This is a genomic window from Amycolatopsis melonis (assembly GCF_040064235.1).
Classification (GTDB): domain Bacteria; phylum Actinomycetota; class Actinomycetes; order Mycobacteriales; family Pseudonocardiaceae; genus Amycolatopsis; species Amycolatopsis melonis.
Map to the genome: position 1 here is coordinate 95,184 of NZ_JBDZYD010000021.1, position 15,594 is coordinate 110,777.

A 15,594-nucleotide genomic window follows, 5' to 3' on the forward strand; every position below is an offset into this window, starting at 1 on the left:
CCCATGTCCGACGTCATGAACAACATCCTCGGTCGCTCCCAGTACGAGACCCCGCAGGACGCCGAGTACTCCGCGGCCCCGGCGACTGCCGATTCCGAAGCCGAGGACGCCACTGCCACTCCCGAATCCGTTGAGGCCGAGGAGATCGAGGAGCCTTCGGCCACCGAATCCCTTGCGGAATCTGCCGACAAGGAGCCCTCGGGCGACGACAACGACGCCGCGGCGGCCAAGGGAGAAGAAGAAAACGTCCCGGAGGAAGCCGCGCCGGTGACCGAAGCGCGGCCCGCGGCGGGCACGCGGGGCAGCACCACCGTCGGCGACGGGGTCGTCACGAAGATCGTCACCCGCGTGGCCCGCGGGCCCGAGGGTGTGTACAGCCTGCTCGACGACGACGTCGCGGTCGAGATCGAGGGTGACGTCGCCACCATCCAGGTCTCGCTGGTGATCGAGTTCGGCCACGCCGTCAAGGCGCTCGCCGAGCAGCTCCGAACCGACGTGATCGAAGCGGTGGAAGGATTCCTCGGCCTCGACGTCGCGGCGGTCGACATCCACATCGCCGACGTCCACTTCCCGGACGCCGGCTGACCGAAGTGGGCGGGGGCCGGTGGCCCGGCCCCGGCCACTCAGGACGCGGGGGTCGCGGGACGATCCCCGCAACCCCCGCACCAATCACGGCGTCACACTCAGCAAGTGCGCCTTGAAGCCCTCCCCGTACGTGCTTGTCGGGGTGCCCGCGTAGTCCTGGATCAGGACGTTGCCGCCGCTGCAGCCCCACGGGTTCCATGTCCAGGCCGTGTAGCCCAGGCCGTGGGCATCGAGCCAGGTCATCAGCTGGTCGATGTAGTCGTGGGCGCAGGAGTCCTGGCCGATTTCACCCGCGTGGACCGGGACCTGGGCCGCCACCGTGGCGATCTGGGTGTCCCAGCAGGACGCCGTCTTACACGCGTTGAAATTGTACGAGTGCCACGACGCCACCACGTTGTTCAGCGGGTCGGACGGGCGGTACGTCAGCCACTGGGACAGGTCGTTGGTCCAGGTCAGGCCGGGTGAGAGCACGACGTTGGCTGCGCCCGTCGCGCGGATTGCGTCCAGCAGGTCCTGCATGCCCGCCACTTCATACGTGATTCCGGCGCACTGGCCGCCGTCGCGGAGGCAGCGCCACTCTGCCGTTGCGTTCGCCCAGTTGTCCGCCGCGTCCGGGTAGGGCTCGTTGAACAGGTCGAACACCACCGCGTCGTTGCCCTTGAACGCCGTTGCGACCTGGGTCCAGAACGTCGGCGTGTACTGCATGCTCGGCATCGGCTTCTGGCACGTCGCGTTGACATCCGGGCACGCCGAGACGTTGCCGGTGTACTGGCCGTGCGTCCAGTGCAGGTCGAGTATCGGGTTGATCCCGTTGGCCACCAGCAGCTTCACGTAGTCCTTGACCGCCTGCTGGTACGGCGCGCCGCTGGGTGAGCCGGACAGGCCGAGCCAGCAGTCCTCGTTCAGCGGGATGCGCACCGCGCGGATGTGCCACGCCTTCATCGCGTCGACCGACGCCTGGTCGACCGGGCCGCTGTCCCACATGCCCTTGCCCTGCACGCAGGCGAACTCGCCGCTGGAGCGGTTGACGCCGAGCAGCCGGTAGGGCTTTCCGTTCGCGGTCAGCTGGTTGCCGGACACCTTTAACGCGGGCGCGCTGCCGCCGGTGGGCGGCGGGTCCGTTGGCGGGACGCCGGTGCAGGACGCGCCGTTGACGGCGAAGTCCGTCGGCGTCGCGTTGGTGCCGCTGTAGGAGAAGTTGGCGCCCGGCTGGACGCTGCCGCCGGCCGCGATGGTGCCGTTCCACGTCGTGTTGCGGACCGTGATCTGCTTGCCGGACTGCGACCAGTCGCCGTTCCAGCCCTGCTGGAGGGTCTGGTTGCCGGTGTAGGAGTAGGTCAGCGTCCAGCCGTTGACCGCCGCGGTGCCGAGGTTGGCGATGGTCACGGTGGCGCCGAAGCCGACACCCCAGTCCTTGGCGGTGTAGTCGACGCGGCAGGCGAACGCCGCCGCCTCGGTACTCGCGCCGGACACCGGCGCCGCCGACAACGCCACGGCAGCGCACGCGCTCGCCACGACGAGGAGTTTTCTTGCTGTCACACGCATGGGCACTCCCTTGTGCACGGTGGACGAACTCTCCTGGGAGCGCTCCCAGCGTCGTAACGCTCGCCGGTGCGGGCAGGCCCTGTCAATCTCTGCCGCCGGGAATTCACCCGCCCGCCGTCACGCGGTTGCGCCGGGCGGGGCAACGCAATGCTCTGAAGAAAGCGCTTCACACCGCCTTTGCCGCGCGTTCCCGGCACGCCGCCAGGTCCACCGACCGCAGTTCCGCGCCCACGCCCGCCAGCGCCGCCGCGTTCATCGACAACGACGTGACGCCGAGGCCCGCCAGCACCGACGCCAGCGCGGGGTCGGCCGCCGCCTCGCCGCACACGCCCACCGGCTTGCCCTCCGCCTGCCCCGCCTCGGCCACCATGCCCACGAGCCGCAGCAGCGCCTGCTGTCCCGGGTCGTTCAGCGCCGCCACCGCGCCGAGCTGGCGGTCGGCGGCGAAGACGTACTGCGCCAGGTCGTTCGTGCCCAGCGAGACGAAGTCGACCTCGGCCAGGATATCCGCGGCACACAGCGCCGCGGCCGGGATCTCGATCATCACCCCGGCCCGTGCGATGCCCGCCGTGCGGGCGCGGGCGGCGAACCAGGCCGCCTCCGCCGCCGTCGCCACCATCGGGGCCATGACCGACAGCTCGACGCCGGTGTCCGCGGCCGCCGACGCGATCGCGGCCAGCTGGCGGTCCAGCAGCTCCGGCCGGTCGAACGCGACCCGCAGGCCGCGGACCCCGAGCGCGGGATTGGGCTCCTCGCCCATCGGCAGGAACGCCAGCGGCTTGTCGGACCCGGCGTCCAGCGTCCGGACGACGACCGGCTTGCCCGCGAACGGCTCCAGCACCGCCGCATAGGCCGCGCGCTGCTCCTCCTCGGTCGGCTCCGACGTCGCGGCGAGGTAGCAGAACTCCGTGCGGAACAGCCCGATTCCTTCGGCACCGGCCGCCGCCGCGGCCCGCGCGTCCGCGGCCGATCCGACGTTCGCCAGGAGCTTCACGCGGTGCCCGTCGGCGAGCCTGCCGACGCCGTCCCAGGACGCCCGCGCCGTCCGCGGGCGTGCCTGCACCGTGCCGTCGGACGGCGTGACCGTGCCCGCGGAGCCGTCGACCGTGAGCCCCGGGCTGTCCAGGTCGAGGACGCCGGCGCACGCGACGACGGCCGGAATACCCAGCGCCCGCGCCAGGATCGCCGTGTGGCTGGTGGGCCCGCCTTCGGCGGTCACCAGCGCCAGCACCAGGTCCGGGTCGAGCCCGGCGGTGTCGGCCGGGGCGAGATCGCGCGCCACCAGCACGCTGGGCGACGTCAGCTCGGGCACGCCCGGCGGCGTCACGCCGAGCAGCGCGGCGACGATCCGGTCCCGGACGTCGGCGACGTCGCGGGCGCGCTCGGCCATGTAGCCCCCGGCGGCCTGCAGGGCCGTCATGAACTCTCCCGCCGCTTCCCACACGGCGCGCGGTGCGGGCAGCGAGCGGTCCCGGACCAGGCGTTCCGCGGCGGCGACCAGGGCGGGGTCCGACGCCATCGCCGCGGTCGTCTCCAGCAGAGACCGGGCATCACCGGACACAGAACGGGCACGATCGGACAGCGCGGCGGCCACGGCGTCGGCTGCGGGCCCGATCCTGCCCGCTTCGGCGCCGAGGTCGTCCGGTGCCGGCGACGACGCGGGTTCCGGCAGGTCAGCGGCCACGACGACACGCGGGCCTGCGACGCGACCGGGGCTGACTCCGACTCCGGACAACTGCATGGCGGGGACCTCCGGGAGAAAGGATCGCGAAACTGGGGATTGACACTACGGTAACAACGGGCACAATCAAACGGCAACGGGCAAACATCGGAGAGGAACGGGCATGTACGCCGCCGAACGGCATCAGCTCCTGGCGCAACGCGCACGTCGTGACGGACGTGTCGACGTCGGCGACGTCGCCGCCGAACTCGGTGTCGCCCCCGAGACCATCCGCCGCGACCTGGGTGTCCTCGAACGGCAGGGCGTCGTCCGCCGCGTCTACGGCGGCGCGGTCGCGGTCGAGCGGCTCGACTTCGAGCCCGAGGTCGCGCAGCGGGACCAGACCAACGCCGCCGAGAAGGACGCCATCGCCCGCGCGGCACTCGACCTCGTCCCCGACCGCGGCTCGATCCTGCTCGACGCGGGCACGACCACCAGCAGGCTCGCGACGCTGCTGCCCGCCGACCGCGAGCTGACGGTCATCACCAATTCGATCCCGGTCGCCTCGATCCTCGCCACCCGCCCCGGCATCACGCTGCACATCCTCGGCGGCCGCGTCCGCGGGACGACGCTGGCCGCCGTGGAGGCGTGGACGTTGCACGCGCTCGACGGCCTGCTCGTCGACGTCGCTTTCCTCGGCGCGAACGGCTTTTCCGCCGAGCACGGCTGCACGACGCCGGACATGGCCGAGTCCGCGGTGAAGGCCGCGGTGGTCGCCGCGGCCCGCAAGCGGGTGCTGCTGGCCGACCACAGCAAGTACGGCACCGATCAGCTCAGCCGCTTCGCCCGGCTGGCCGAGATCGACGTCCTGGTCACCGACAGCGGCATCGACGCGGGTGCGGTGGCCGAACTCGAAGAAGCGGGCCCGGAGGTGGTGCTGGCGTGATCGTCACGGTGACTCCCAATCCCAGTCTCGACCGGACCGCGCAGCTGGACCGGCTGCGGCGCGGCGAGGTGCTGCGGGCCGCGGCCGTCCGGCTCGACCCCGGCGGCAAGGGCGTCAACGTCGCCCGTGCGCTGGCCGCCGCGGGCACGCCGACCGTCGCGCTGCTGCCTGCCGGCGGCCCGGTCGGCGAGCGGCTGGCCGACCTGCTCGCCCCGGAGGGTGTGCCGGTCGTCTCGGTGCCGATCGCCGGGACGACCCGCAGCAACATCACCCTCGTCGAGGCCGACGGGACGACGACGAAGATCAACGAACCCGGCCCGGAGATCTCCCCCGCCGAGCTGGCCACCCTCGAACGTCGCGCCGTCGAGCTGGCCGCGCGCGGGGAATGGCTGGTGTGCTGCGGAAGCCTGCCCGCCGGCGTGCCCGACGACTTCTACGCGCGGCTGACGAAGCTGGCCCACGACGCCGGGACGAAGGTCGCCGTGGACTCCTCGGGCGCGCCGCTCGCCGCGGTCTGCGCGGCCGGGCCCGACCTGCTCAAGCCGAACCTCGAAGAGCTGACCGAGCTGGCCGGCCGTCCGCTGCCGCTGCTCGGCGACGTCGTCGCGGTCTGCCGCGAGCTGATCTCCGGCGGCGTCGGCCGCGTGCTGGTCAGCCTCGGCGCGCGCGGCGCGGTGCTCGTCGAGGAGTCCGAAACGCATCACGCGCTCGGCCCGCTGGTGGCCGTGCGCAGCACCGTCGGCGCCGGAGACGCCGCACTCGCCGGATTCCTCCACGCGGGAGGAACCGGCCCCCGAGCCCTGCGCACCGCGGTCGCCTACGGCACCGCCGCGGTCACGCAGGAGGGCAGCCGCATGCCCACCCCGCAGGACGTGCACCCGGACCAGGTGCGCGTGCTCGACGTCGATCCTTCCTTCACCCTCAGCGGAGCCGCCGCATGACCACCCCAGACCTGATCACCGCCGACCTGGTCGACCTCGGCCTCGACGCCGCCGACAAGCAGGGCGCCACCCGCGCGCTCGCCGAGCGGCTCGTCGAAGCCGGGCGGGTGACCGACCTCGACCTGTTCCTCAAGGACGTGGCCGCCCGCGAGGAGCAGATGGCCACCGGGCTCGAAGGCGGCATCGGCATCCCGCACTGCCGCTCGGCCGCGGTCACCGTGCCGACGCTGGCCTTCGGCCGCAGCGCCGCCGGTGTCGACTTCGGCGCGCCGGACGGCCCGGCGAAGCTGATCTTCCTCATCGCCGCCCCGGAAGGCGGCGGCAGTGACCACCTCAAGGTGCTCGCCGCCCTCGCCCGCCGGCTCGTCCGCGCGGAGTTCAAGCAGACGCTGCTCGACGCCGCCGACGCCGCCGCGGTCGCCGAGTACATCCGCCAGGAGGTGTCCTGACCATGAAGTTCGTCGCCATCACCGCCTGTCCCACCGGGATCGCCCACACGTACATGGCGGCCGAGTCGCTGGAGCAGACCGCCAAGGCCAACGGCGACACGATCGTCGTCGAGACGCAGGGTTCGGCCGGGTCCGAGCCGCTGTCGGCCGAGGACATCGCGAGCGCGGACGCCGTCATCTTCGCCGCCGACCTGGCCGTGCAGGGCCGGGAGCGGTTCGCCGGGAAGCCGATCGTCGAGGCGCCGGTCAAGGCCGCGATCAACGACGCGGCCGGGTTGTTCGAGCGCGCCAAGGCCGCGGCCCGCGAGCCGGTCGCTCCCGCCGCCCCGGAGCTGACCTCGAAGGTCGGCGCCAACGACAAGACCGGGACCAAGATCCGCCAGTGGCTGATGACCGGCGTCAGCTACCTCATCCCGTTCGTCGCCGCGGGCGGCCTGCTCATCGCGCTGAGTTTCGCCTTGGGCGGCTACAAGATCGTCGACGCGCCGAAGGTGACCGAGCACTTCGACGCGGGGTCGGTCGCCGGCTGGGCCGCGCTGATGTTCCAGATCGGCAGCGCCGCGTTCGACTTCCTGGTGCCGGTGCTGGCCGGGTTCATCGCGTTCGCGATGGCCGACCGCCCGGCCATCGCCCCCGGTTTCGTCGGCGGCGCGATCGCCGTCACCGTCGGCGCCGGCTTCCTCGGCGGCCTGGTCGCCGGCCTGCTGGCCGGTGGTGTGGTGATGGCGCTGAAGAAGGTCCAGGTGCCGAAGGCGATGCGGGGCATCATGCCCGTGGTCGTCTACCCGCTGCTCGGGTCCATTGTGGTCGGTGTACTGATGTACGTGGTGGTCGGCAAGCCGATCGCCGCGGCGACCAGCGGCCTGACCCACTGGCTCAACAGCCTCAGCGGCGTCAGCGCGCTGCTGCTGGGTGCGCTGCTCGGCCTGATGATGGCGTTCGACATGGGCGGCCCGGTCAACAAGGCGGCGTACGCCTTCGCGGTCGGCGGCCTGACCACCGGCGCGACGGCGTCGCTGCAGATCATGGCGGCGGTGATGGCGGCCGGGATGGTGCCGCCGCTGGCACTGGCGCTGGCCTCGACGGTCCGCAAGAAGCTGTTCACCGAGGCCGAACGCGAGAACGGCCGCGCGGCCTGGCTGCTCGGCGCGTCGTTCATCACCGAGGGCGCGATCCCGTTCGCGGCGGCGGACCCGTTCCGCGTGATCCCGTCGATCATGCTGGGTTCGGCGGTGACGGGCGCGCTGTCGATGACGTTCGGCGCGACGCTGCGCGCCCCGCACGGCGGGATCTTCGTGGTCCCGCTGATCGGCAACCCGCTGCTGTTCCTGGTGGCCCTGATCGCCGGCACGCTCGTCGCGGCCGGCTCGGTGATCGCACTCAAGCAGGCTCGCTTCCGGGCGGCCGAACGTTCCGCCGCCGTGGCCGGCCGGCCCGTCAACGCGTGAAGGAGTCCACTGTGTACCAACGTCGCACGCTTGTGGCCAGCAGCGTCGGGCTCCACGCCCGCCCGGCGGGCCTGGTCGCGAAGACGGCCGCCGGCCAGCCCGCGAAGGTCCGCATCGCGAAGATCACCGGCGGAGTCGCCGGGGACGCCGTTGACGCGGCCAGCGTCCTCGGGTTGATGACCCTGGGCGCGGGGCACGGGGACGAGGTCGAGCTGACTGCCGAGGGTGACCACGCCCAGGCGTCGGTGGACGCCCTGGCCGAGCTGATCGCCCAGGACCTGGACGCGTAGTCACCGGCTCGTGAGTGGTAATTCGGGGTAGAACCCGAATTACCACTCACGACGAGCTGCGGGGGTCGAGCAGCGCGATCGACGCCCGGACCGCGACTTCGGTGACGTCTCCCGCGCGGCCGCCGTCCTCGACGGTGGTGGCGATCAGCTCGCGCAGCCCGCCCAGGAGCATGATCGACAGCTGGCGGGACGGCGGGTTGATGCCCGCCGCACGCATCTCCGGGGTGTCCGTCAGGCGCTGGGTCAGCGCGATGAAGCCCTCCATCGCGTCGCGCTGCAGTTCGCGGGCCTGGGTGCCCAGCGCGGGGACGTCGCGGATCCAGCTCAGCGTGATCGCCGGTTCGGACTCCGCGCACGCGATCCACGCCTCGATTGCCTGGCGCGCCTGGACCTCCCACGGCGCGCGCGGGTCGACGGACTCGGAGATCTGGCGGATCATCGCGCGGTTCGCCTCGGCCAGCAGCGCGATCAGGCACTCCTCGCGGCTGGAGAAGTGCTCGTAGAACGTGCGGCGGGAGGTGCGGGCGCGGCGGACGATGTCGGCGACCGTCGTGTCGCGGAAGCCGGCCTCGGTGATCGACGCGGCCAGCCCGTCGAGCAGCCGCTGCCGGTGCCGCCGGGTGTCCACGTCCACGGAAGTCACGCTATACCCCTCCTCTTGAAACCGGATGGTACACCGGCGTACCGTGGCGGCGGTACGCTCGCGTACCACTCTGGGAGGGTCGATGCCGACCATGACGAGCACCGTGACACTGCCGCCGGGCCCCACCCTGCCCCGCGCGGTGCAGGGCGCCTACGCGCTGACGCAGCCCCTGCGCGGCCTGCGCCGGCTCAGGGACCGCTACGGCGACGCCTTCACCGTCGACGTGCCGATCTTCGGCCGGGCCGTCGTGATCAGCAGTCCCGCCGAGATCAAGCAGCTGTTCACCGCCGGGCCCGACCTCGTCGACAACATGGAGGTCAACCTCGGGCGCGTGCTCGGCCCGCGGTCGCTGTTCGCGCTGTCCGGCGAGGAACACAAGCGGCAGCGCAAGCTGCTGGTCCCGCCGTTCCACGGCCGCCGCCTCGCCGCCTACGAGAAGATCGTCGAAGAGGAAGCCCTCCGCGAATTCGCGACCTGGCCGGAGAACAAGACCTTCGCGACGCTCCCGTCGATGATGCGGATCACGCTCAACGCCATCCTCCGCGCCGTCTTCGGTGCCGAAGGGGCCGAATTCGCCGAGCTGCGCGAACTCCTCCCGCCGTTCGTCACCCTCGGCTCGCGGCTGGCCGTGCTGCCGATCCCCAAGAAGGGCCGCTGGAACCCCTGGCGCCGCTTCGAACGGATGCGCCGCGAGTACGACGCCATCGTCGACCGGCTCATCGCCAAGGCCCGCGCCGAAGACAAGGACGACGTGCTGTCGATGATGCTGCAGACCCGCTACGACGACGGCACCGGGCTGACCCGCGACGAGATCGCCGACCAGCTGCTCACCCTGCTCACCGCCGGCCACGAGACCACGGCGACGACGCTCGCCTGGGCCGTCGAACGCCTCCGCCGTCACCCCGCGCTGCTGCACGAGCTGAACGACGACGACGGCAAGCTGCTCGACGCGACCATCCTCGAGGTCCAGCGCACCCGCCCGGTCATCGACCTCACCGCCCGGCAGGTCCGGCAGGACGGCTTCCGGCTCGGCCGCTGGACCCTGCCGAAGGGGTACTCGGTCCTGGTCAGCATCGCGCTGATCCACGACGACGACACGGTTTTCCCGCACGCGGCGACGTTCGACCCGCACCGCTTCGCCGGCGCCCGCCCGGATCTCTACCAGTGGATCCCGTTCGGCGGCGGCACCCGGCGCTGCCTCGGCGCCGCCTTCGCGACCATGGAGATGACCGTCGTGCTGCGGACGCTGCTGCGCGAGTTCACGATCGTGCCGACGGACGCGCCCGGCGAACGCTGGCACTCGCGGGGCATCGCCTACGCCCCCGCCCAGGGCGGCCGCGTCGCCGTGCGCCGCCGGAGCACCGGAGGAGAGCAGTGACCGAAGAGATCGCCGACGCCGGCCGCGGGATTTCCCTGGCGTACGAACGGATCGGGGACCGCGGCGCCGAGCCGCTGGTCCTCGTCGCCGGCCTCGGCCAGCAGCTGCACAGCTGGCCGGACGCCTTCTGCGCCCAGCTGGCCGGGCGCGGCTACGAGGTGATCCGGTTCGACAACCGCGACGCCGGGCGCTCGACGCACCCGCGTTTCCGGCCGCCGAGCCTGCCCGCCATGCTCGCCGGCCGGTTCCCGCCGCAGCAGTACACCCTGCAGGACATGGCCGCCGACACCGTGGGCCTGTTCGACGCACTGGACCTGGAGACCGTGCACATCGCGGGCGTCTCCATGGGCGGCATGATCGCCCAGACCACGGCGGCGCTGTACCCCGAGCGGATCCGGACCCTGACGTCGATCATGTCGACAACCGGGTCGCGCCTGCTCGGCCGTCCGGCGCTGTCGACGTTGCGGATGATGGGCGCGAAGCCGCCGAAGTCCCGGGAAGAAGCGGTCGAAAGCGCCGTGCGGATGTTCCGCCACATCGGCTCGCACGGCTTCCCGTTCGACGAGGCCTGGGTACGCGAGACGGCCGGGAAGGGCTGGGACCGGGACCCGACGAGCGGGGGTGTCGGCCGCCAGCTCGCCGCGATCATGAAGTCCGGCAACCGGACGCGGCTGCTGCGCCGGATCACCGCGCCGACGCTGGTGATCCACGGCGACCGCGACCGGATGGTCCACCCCACCGGCGGCGCCGCCACCGCCCGCGCGATCCGCGGCGCCCGGCTGGAGACCGTCCGCGGCATGGGCCACGACCTGCCCGAAGGCGCGTGGCCGTCGATCCTCGACCTCGTCGACGAGCACGCGCGGAGCAGCGATGTCCCGGCCGCGTAGCCTCGGCGGCCGCCCGGTCGTGATCACCGGGGCGGCGTCCGGCATCGGCCGGGCTCTGGCCACCCGGCTCTCGCGGCTCGGCTCGCCGGTCGCGCTGGCCGACGTCGACGCGAAGGGGCTGAAGGCGACTGCGGCCGCGTTGCCCGGCCCGGCGCTGACGCGCGTCCTCGACGTCCGCGACGCCGAAGACCAGCTCCGCTTCGCCGCCGAGGTCCGCGAGTGGCTCCCGGCGCCCCTGGCGGCGGTGTTCAACAACGCCGGGGTCGCGGTGACCTCGACGGTGCTCGACGCCGTCCCCGAAGACGACGACTGGCTGCACGACATCAACTTCCGCGGCGTGGTGCACGGGACGCGTGCCTTCCTGCCGATCCTCGTCGAGCAGGGCGAGGGTGCGATCGTCAACACCTCCAGTGTGTTCGGCCTGCTCGGGATGCCGTACCAGAGCGCATACTGCGCGGCGAAGTTCGCCGTCCGCGGCTTCACCGAGTCGCTGCGGCAGGAACTGCGCGGCACCCGCGTCCGCGCGATCACCGTCCACCCGGGCGGCATCACCACGAACATCGCCCGCAACGCCCGGGTGCGACGCGACCCCGAGGGGCTCGGCCGCAGCAAGGAGCAGCTGGCCGCGCAGTTCGAGGCCATGACGATGACCTCACCGGACAGGGCGGCCGCGATCATCCACGCCGGGGTCGACCGCGGGAAGGCCCGCATCCTGGTCGGCCCGGACGCCTACCTGTTCGACGCGCTCGCCCGCATCGCCCCCACCCACTACCACGCCGTGCTCACCCGCCTGATGCGGCGCCCGCGGCGGACGGAGGCCCTCCGATGACCGAGCACCTCGACGTCCTGATCGTCGGCGCCGGGCTGTCCGGCGTCGGCGCCGCCCACCACCTGCGCACCGCGTTCCCGCGCAAGACAGTGGCGATCCTCGAAGCCCGCGACGCGATCGGCGGCACCTGGGACCTGTTCCGCTACCCCGGCGTCCGGTCCGATTCGGACATGCAGACACTCGGCTACCGGTTCCGGCCGTGGACGTCCGCGAAGGCCATCGCCGACGGCCCGTCGATCCTGCGGTACGTCCGCGACACCGCGGCCGAGGCCGGGATCGACCGGCTCGTCCGGTTCGGGCACAAGGTCGTCCGCGCGGAATGGTCCACAGAGGACGCACTGTGGACGGTCGAGGCGGTGCACGACGGCACACCCGTGACGTTCACCGCGAAGTTCCTGTACCTCTGCAGTGGTTACTACGACTACGAATCCGGGCACGCGCCGGACTTCCCGGGACTGGAGCGGTTCGGCGGCACCGTCGTGCACCCGCAGCACTGGCCGTCCGATCTGGACTACACCGGCAAGAAGGTCGTGGTCATCGGCAGCGGCGCGACCGCCGTGACGCTGGTGCCCGCGATGACCGACCGTGCCGCGCACGTGACGATGCTGCAGCGCTCCCCCACCTACATCCTGTCGCTGCCGTCGGAGGACGCGCTGGCCAACCGCCTGCGCGCGCTGCTCGGCGCGCGGCTGGCATACCCCATCGCGCGCTGGAAGAACGTCGCGGTCAGCACGCTGATCTACCAGCTCAGCCGGCGGCGGCCGGGCGTGGTGAAGGCGCTGATCCGCCGGGCGGCGATGAAGCAGCTGCCGCCCGGGTACGCCGTGGACACCCACTTCAAGCCGCGTTACCAGCCCTGGGACCAGCGGCTGTGCCTGGTCCCGGACGGCGACCTGTTCCGCGCGATCCGCCGCGGCACCGCCTCGGTCGTCACCGACCGGATCGCCTCCTTCACCGAGACGGGCCTGCGGCTCGAATCCGGCGCCGAACTGGACGCGGACGTCGTCGTCACCGCGACCGGGCTGCGGCTGCTGGCCTTCGGCGGCATCGAGCTGGTCGTCGACGGCACTCCGGTGAAGCTGCCGGAAACCATGGCGTACAAGGGAATGATGCTCAGCGGCGTGCCGAACTTCGCCTTCACGATCGGCTACACGAACGCGTCGTGGACCCTCAAGGCCGACCTCGTCGCCGAGTACGTCGTCCGGCTGCTGCGCCACCTCGACCGGCACGGGTACGACCGGTGCGTGCCGGTCAACGACGACCCGGCGGTGACCGAGCGGCCACTGCTGGACTTCGCCGCCGGCTACGTGCTGCGCTCGATCGACGAGTTCCCGAAGGCGGGCTCGCGGGCGCCGTGGCAGCTGGGCATGAGTTACGCGCACGACGTCGTCAAGCTGCGGCACGGCCGGATCGACGACGGCGCGCTGCAGTTCTCGCGGCGGACGGCGGGAGCGGGCAGACTGGGCGCATGACGCTCGGTACGCCGCCCGCCAGGGGCCGCTGACATGCATTCCGCGGGCCTGGTGCTGCATCCCCGGCGCGACTCGGCGGCCGCCGTCGACGCGGTGCTCGGCTGGGCGGGGAACCGGGGCATCGAGATCCTCGGCATCGCCGACGAGATCGTCCGGCTGAACTGCGCGGCAGTCGGGGTGACGCCCGAAGAGCTGGGCCGCCGGGCGGACCTGGTGGTCAGCCTGGGCGGCGACGGCACGATGCTGCGGGCGATGCGGCTGGCCGACGGGCAGCGCGCGCCGGTGCTCGGGGTGAACCTGGGCAAGCTGGGGTTCCTGGCCGAGGTCGACGTCCCGGACCTGCCCGGCGCGCTGTCGGCCATCGACGAGCACCGGTTCACGGTCGAGCCGCGGCTGGCGGTCGACGGCGTCCTCAACGGCCGGACGATCACGGCGTTCAACGACATCGCAGTGGTACGGGTGCCCGGCGACGGCAGCGCGGTGGTCGCGGTCCGCGTCGGCGGCCAGCCGTTCGTGAGCTATTCGGCCGACGCGGTGGTGGTGGCCACCCCGACCGGCTCGACGGCCTACAGCTTCTCGGCGGGCGGCCCGATCACGAGCCCGTCGGTGGAGGCGCTGCTGGTGACCCCGGCGGCTCCGCACTCGGCGTACAGCCGGGGCGTGGTGCTGTCGGTCCACGACGAGGTGACCCTGGAACTGCTCCCGGCGAGCGGACGGCTCGCGGTGGAGGTCGACGGCCAGGTGGAGGGCTACGTAGCCCCGGGAGACCGCCTGGACCTGCGTGCCCGCCCGAGCGCGGCCCGCGTCGTCCGGCTGGGGCGGACGACGTTCTACCAGCGGGCTCGGCGCAAGCTGCGGCTCACCGACTCGGCGGAAATCTCCCAGGACAGCTGACCGCCGGAAGTGGGGTGCGTCACACTCCAAGCCTGTCGGCCATGGTCACGGAATGGTCACGGGTAGCGTCCGCAGCTCCGCCTGAACCCGCAGAGCCGTCCCGGAGTGTCTTACCGCATGCTGTGTCCCGCACCCGTCCGCCCGTCACTCCGCGCCCGCCTGCTCGTCCCCGGCGCGCTCGCCGCGTTCGCCGGGGCCGTCGTCCTGCTCGCCGTGCTGCACCTGGACCGGCGGCTCGCCCCGCTCGATCCGGTCAGCACCATGCTCAGCGACTACGCCCTCAGCCCGGGCCGCCGGCTCTGGGACGTCGCGCTGCTGCTCACCAGCGGCGGCTCGGCGCTGCTGCTCGTCGCGCTCTACCGGCGTGGCCTGATGGCCAACCCCGCGCTGGTGGCCGCGAAGGCACTGTGGTGTGTCAGCCTTCTCGCCGTCGCCCTCTTCGCGAAGGACCCGCAGGGCGGCGCGATCACCGCCACCGGCAAGATCCACCTCTACGCCTCGGCGGTGACGTGCCTGAGCCTGCCGGTGGTCGGCTGGGCACTCGGACGGCGGCACCGGGACGACCCGCGCTGGCGGCGGTTCGCCACGTGGTCGCGACGGCTCGCGCTCGCCGCGATCCCGTTCTACCTGCCGTTCATCGTGCCGTTCGCGGTGAACGTCGTGCTGGGCGGCCACCTCCCGACCGTCGCGACCGGGCTGGTGGAACGCCTGATGATGGTCCTGGAGATCGCGCTGCTCGCCGTGCTCGGCTATTGGGCGCACCGGGCGATGCGCCCGGCCGGGGTTCACGTCCGGGCGTAGCGGCCCAGCGCCGCGATGCGCTCGACGTCCGGGGCCGGCGCGGGCATGCGCAGCAGCCCGTTGCCGATTCCCTGGCGCCGCAACGCTTCCTTGATCCCCTCGATGGTGCCGCCCAGTGCCGCGCGGACTTCGTCGACGCGGGCTTGCGCGTCCTCACCGGCCGCCAGTTCCATGAAGGGCTCGGGGAACGCCGACGACAACCCGGACACCACGCCCGCGCCACCGGCCCGGGCCACCGCCGCCAGCTCCGCGTCGGCGCCCGACCAGAACCGGCCTTCCGGGAAGGCGGCCAGATACTCGGGGAAGCGGGCCGCGGCGGCGCCGGACAGCTTGCCGCCGCTCAGGCCCGTGGCTGCGGCGATCGACGCGAACTCCGCGGGGGTCACCGTGACGCCGGTGCGGTCCGGGAAGAGGTAGCCGTAGACCTCGGCATCCCCGGCCGCGGCGGTCACGGCGGCGAAGTGGCGCCGCACGGTTCCGGCGTCGGCGGGCAGGTAATACGGCGTGATGACGGCCAGCCGCGTGGCGCCCGCCGCGACGGCGTCGGCGGCCAGCGCGACGGCGTCGCGGGTGCTCGCCGCCCCGACGTGGACGACCGTGCGAGCCGGGCCGAAGATTTCCAGCGCCAGCGTGGCGAGCACGCGACGTTCGGCCCGGTCGAGCGCCGGGAACTCACCGGTGGTCCCGGCGACGAACACCCCGTCGACCCGGTCACGCAACCGGTTCAGCAGGGCCGCGTTGGCGGCTTCGTCGAGCGCGCCGTCGTCGCGGAACAGCGTGGGGGTGGCGGAAATGACCTCGGCACGAGGCATGCGGATACTCCCAG

Annotated in this window: 16 protein-coding genes; 12 read left to right on the forward strand and 4 right to left on the reverse strand. The window is 72.5% G+C overall.

Translation table 11 applies throughout. The annotated features are described in order from the left end of the window. Window positions 1-3 precede the first annotated feature (3 nt). Window positions 4-585 (forward strand): Asp23/Gls24 family envelope stress response protein, encoded by a 582-nt coding sequence (locus ABJI51_RS41540; protein ID WP_348956697.1) that lies wholly within the window; start codon window positions 4-6, stop codon window positions 583-585. Between the two features lie 84 nt (window positions 586-669). Here the strand turns inward: ABJI51_RS41540 and ABJI51_RS41545 are convergent, their stop codons facing one another. Continuing rightward, on the reverse strand, window positions 670-2,130 hold the full coding sequence (locus ABJI51_RS41545) for a cellulase family glycosylhydrolase (protein WP_348956698.1): 1,461 nt from the start codon (window positions 2,128-2,130) through the stop codon (window positions 670-672). A gap of 166 nt (window positions 2,131-2,296) precedes the next feature. Next, window positions 2,297-3,871, reverse strand: a complete 1,575-nt coding sequence (gene ptsP / locus ABJI51_RS41550) for a phosphoenolpyruvate--protein phosphotransferase (protein WP_348956699.1) — start codon at window positions 3,869-3,871, stop codon at window positions 2,297-2,299. A 103-nt stretch (window positions 3,872-3,974) separates the two neighbouring features. On the opposite strand from ptsP, the gene ABJI51_RS41555 reads away from it, so the two are divergent. The 5 genes from ABJI51_RS41555 to ABJI51_RS41575 are packed head-to-tail and all read left to right on the forward strand — an operon-like array spanning window position 3,975 to window position 7,864. Next, a complete protein-coding gene (locus ABJI51_RS41555; protein ID WP_348956700.1) occupies window positions 3,975-4,736 on the forward strand; it encodes a DeoR/GlpR family DNA-binding transcription regulator in 762 nt (253 codons plus the stop codon). Then, on the forward strand, window positions 4,733-5,677 hold the full coding sequence (gene pfkB / locus ABJI51_RS41560; RefSeq protein WP_348956701.1) for a 1-phosphofructokinase: 945 nt from the start codon (window positions 4,733-4,735) through the stop codon (window positions 5,675-5,677). Before ABJI51_RS41555 ends, pfkB begins: the two co-directional genes overlap by 4 nt. Then, window positions 5,674-6,126, forward strand: coding sequence for a PTS sugar transporter subunit IIA (locus ABJI51_RS41565; protein WP_348956702.1), 453 nt, complete (start codon window positions 5,674-5,676; stop codon window positions 6,124-6,126). Before pfkB ends, ABJI51_RS41565 begins: the two co-directional genes overlap by 4 nt. A 2-nt stretch (window positions 6,127-6,128) precedes the next feature. Beyond that, entirely contained in the window at window positions 6,129-7,574 is a 1,446-nt protein-coding gene (locus tag ABJI51_RS41570; protein WP_348956703.1) for a PTS fructose transporter subunit IIC, read from the forward strand. 11 nt (window positions 7,575-7,585) lie between these two features. Next, window positions 7,586-7,864, forward strand: a complete 279-nt coding sequence (locus ABJI51_RS41575) for an HPr family phosphocarrier protein (protein ID WP_348956704.1) — start codon at window positions 7,586-7,588, stop codon at window positions 7,862-7,864. 46 nt (window positions 7,865-7,910) lie between these two features. On the opposite strand, the gene ABJI51_RS41580 is transcribed toward ABJI51_RS41575, so the two are convergent. Beyond that, entirely contained in the window at window positions 7,911-8,507 is a 597-nt protein-coding gene (locus ABJI51_RS41580; protein WP_348956705.1) for a TetR/AcrR family transcriptional regulator, read from the reverse strand. Window positions 8,508-8,589: 82 nt separating this feature from the next. Here ABJI51_RS41580 and ABJI51_RS41585 point away from each other — a divergent pair, with 82 nt between their 5' ends. The 6 genes from ABJI51_RS41585 (at window position 8,590) to ABJI51_RS41610 (ending at window position 14,768) form a co-directional block, all read left to right on the forward strand. Further along, entirely contained in the window at window positions 8,590-9,885 is a 1,296-nt protein-coding gene (locus ABJI51_RS41585) for a cytochrome P450 (RefSeq protein WP_348956706.1), read from the forward strand. After that, entirely contained in the window at window positions 9,882-10,772 is an 891-nt protein-coding gene (locus ABJI51_RS41590) for an alpha/beta fold hydrolase (RefSeq protein ID WP_348956707.1), read from the forward strand. The genes ABJI51_RS41585 and ABJI51_RS41590 overlap by 4 nt, the downstream gene beginning before the upstream one ends. Then, window positions 10,756-11,601, forward strand: a complete 846-nt coding sequence (locus ABJI51_RS41595; RefSeq protein WP_348956708.1) for an SDR family NAD(P)-dependent oxidoreductase — start codon at window positions 10,756-10,758, stop codon at window positions 11,599-11,601. The genes ABJI51_RS41590 and ABJI51_RS41595 overlap by 17 nt, the downstream gene beginning before the upstream one ends. Beyond that, on the forward strand, window positions 11,598-13,073 hold the full coding sequence (locus ABJI51_RS41600) for a flavin-containing monooxygenase (RefSeq protein ID WP_348956709.1): 1,476 nt from the start codon (window positions 11,598-11,600) through the stop codon (window positions 13,071-13,073). Before ABJI51_RS41595 ends, ABJI51_RS41600 begins: the two co-directional genes overlap by 4 nt. Window positions 13,074-13,106: 33 nt before the next feature. Beyond that, on the forward strand, window positions 13,107-13,967 hold the full coding sequence (locus tag ABJI51_RS41605) for an NAD(+)/NADH kinase (RefSeq protein WP_348956710.1): 861 nt from the start codon (window positions 13,107-13,109) through the stop codon (window positions 13,965-13,967). 117 nt (window positions 13,968-14,084) lie between these two features. Next, window positions 14,085-14,768 (forward strand): DUF998 domain-containing protein, encoded by a 684-nt coding sequence (locus ABJI51_RS41610; RefSeq protein WP_348956711.1) that lies wholly within the window; start codon window positions 14,085-14,087, stop codon window positions 14,766-14,768. Here the strand turns inward: ABJI51_RS41610 and ABJI51_RS41615 are convergent. After that, a complete protein-coding gene (locus ABJI51_RS41615; protein WP_348956712.1) occupies window positions 14,753-15,580 on the reverse strand; it encodes a dihydrodipicolinate synthase family protein in 828 nt (275 codons plus the stop codon). The genes ABJI51_RS41610 and ABJI51_RS41615 overlap by 16 nt on opposite strands. Window positions 15,581-15,594: the final 14 nt, after the last annotated feature.